General features: G+C 66.2%; 1 protein-coding gene. It reads left to right on the forward strand.

Going from position 1 to position 604, the window contains the following annotated elements; translation table 11 throughout:
- The coding region (locus tag A9Z05_RS05465; protein WP_256121855.1) for an aldo/keto reductase at positions 1 to 604 on the forward strand (604 nt) is incomplete at both ends.

Consider the following 604-nt stretch of genomic DNA (forward strand, 5'->3'; position numbering starts at 1 on the left):
CGACGCGCTCGCCGACACCGGCATCAACTTCATCGACACGGCCGACGTCTATTCCGCCTGGGCGCCCGGCAACCACGGCGGCGAATCGGAAACGATCATCGGCAAGTGGCTGAAGCGCTCCGGCAAGCGCGAGCAGGTCGTGATCGCGACCAAGGTCGGCCTGCTCGGCACGCGCGCGGGGCTGTCGAAAGACAATATCCTGAAGGCCGTCGACGATTCGCTGCGCCGCCTGCAGACCGACTACATCGATCTGTATTTCTCGCACCGCGACCTGGCCGACACGGCCCCGCTCGAAGAAACGCTCGGCGCCTATCAAACGCTGATCGACGCGGGCAAGGTGCGCATCATCGGTGCGTCGAACTACAGCGGCGCACGCCTGCGCGAAGCCGCCGCCATCAGCGCGCGCGACGGGCTGCCCGCCTATCAGGTCATCCAGCCCGAGTACAACCTGCTCAACCGCGCCGACTACGAACGCGATCTCGAACCGGTCGTGCGCGACCTGAAGCTCGGCGTCGTCAACTACTACGCGCTCGCGAGCGGGTTCCTGTCGGGCAAATACCGCAGCGAGGCCGACCTGAAGAAGAGCGTGCGCGGCGATCGCGTC

The organism is Burkholderia sp. A2 (assembly GCF_001729305.1).
GTDB classification, from domain to species: Bacteria; Pseudomonadota; Gammaproteobacteria; order Burkholderiales; family Burkholderiaceae; genus Burkholderia; species Burkholderia sola.